This is a genomic window from Paraburkholderia sp. EG304, assembly GCF_046543485.1.
In the GTDB taxonomy this organism is placed as follows: Bacteria; Pseudomonadota; Gammaproteobacteria; order Burkholderiales; family Burkholderiaceae; genus Paraburkholderia; species Paraburkholderia youngii.
Map to the genome: position 1 here is coordinate 1 of NZ_JBKGUA010000337.1, position 454 is coordinate 454.

At 59.7% G+C, this 454-nt stretch carries 1 pseudogene; it reads left to right on the plus strand.

Annotation, left to right across the window (positions count from 1 at the left end):
• Positions 1 to 204, plus strand: a pseudogene (locus tag ACLFKU_RS44170) (ubiquinone-dependent pyruvate dehydrogenase); the annotation flags it as partial.
• Positions 205 to 454: the final 250 nt, after the last annotated feature.

Here is a 454-nt window from a genome sequence, read left to right on the forward strand (position 1 = left end):
GCCCTAACGGATGCTATGGATTTTGACGGTCCAGCCCTAGTCGAGGTGATCACTGACCCCAACGCCTTGTCCCTGCCGCCTGAGATCAAGGGCGAGCAGATGATCGGGTTTGCCACCGCCATGAGCAAGATTGTGCTCAATCGTGGTGCTGGTGAGGCGGTGTCGATGGCCACGTCCAATATGAGGAACATTCCCCGCTTCTGACCGTCGCGACTCGGTGGGGCCGTCACCGCAAGGTGGCGGCTCCTCGTCGATTCATGGGACGTGATCCGGGAGACGTATCGGCCCAGCTGAATCACATGTGTGGCTCCGAGCGCCTTTGCCGTCGTGGGAGGATTCATTACCTTCGTCGTCGAGGAGGGACTCGATATTGTCGGCGATAGTTCCCGGGATGACGGATTGCTGGGTAGTCAGGACAAGGCGTCCTGCCCGGTTGGTCTGGGAGGACATCCAT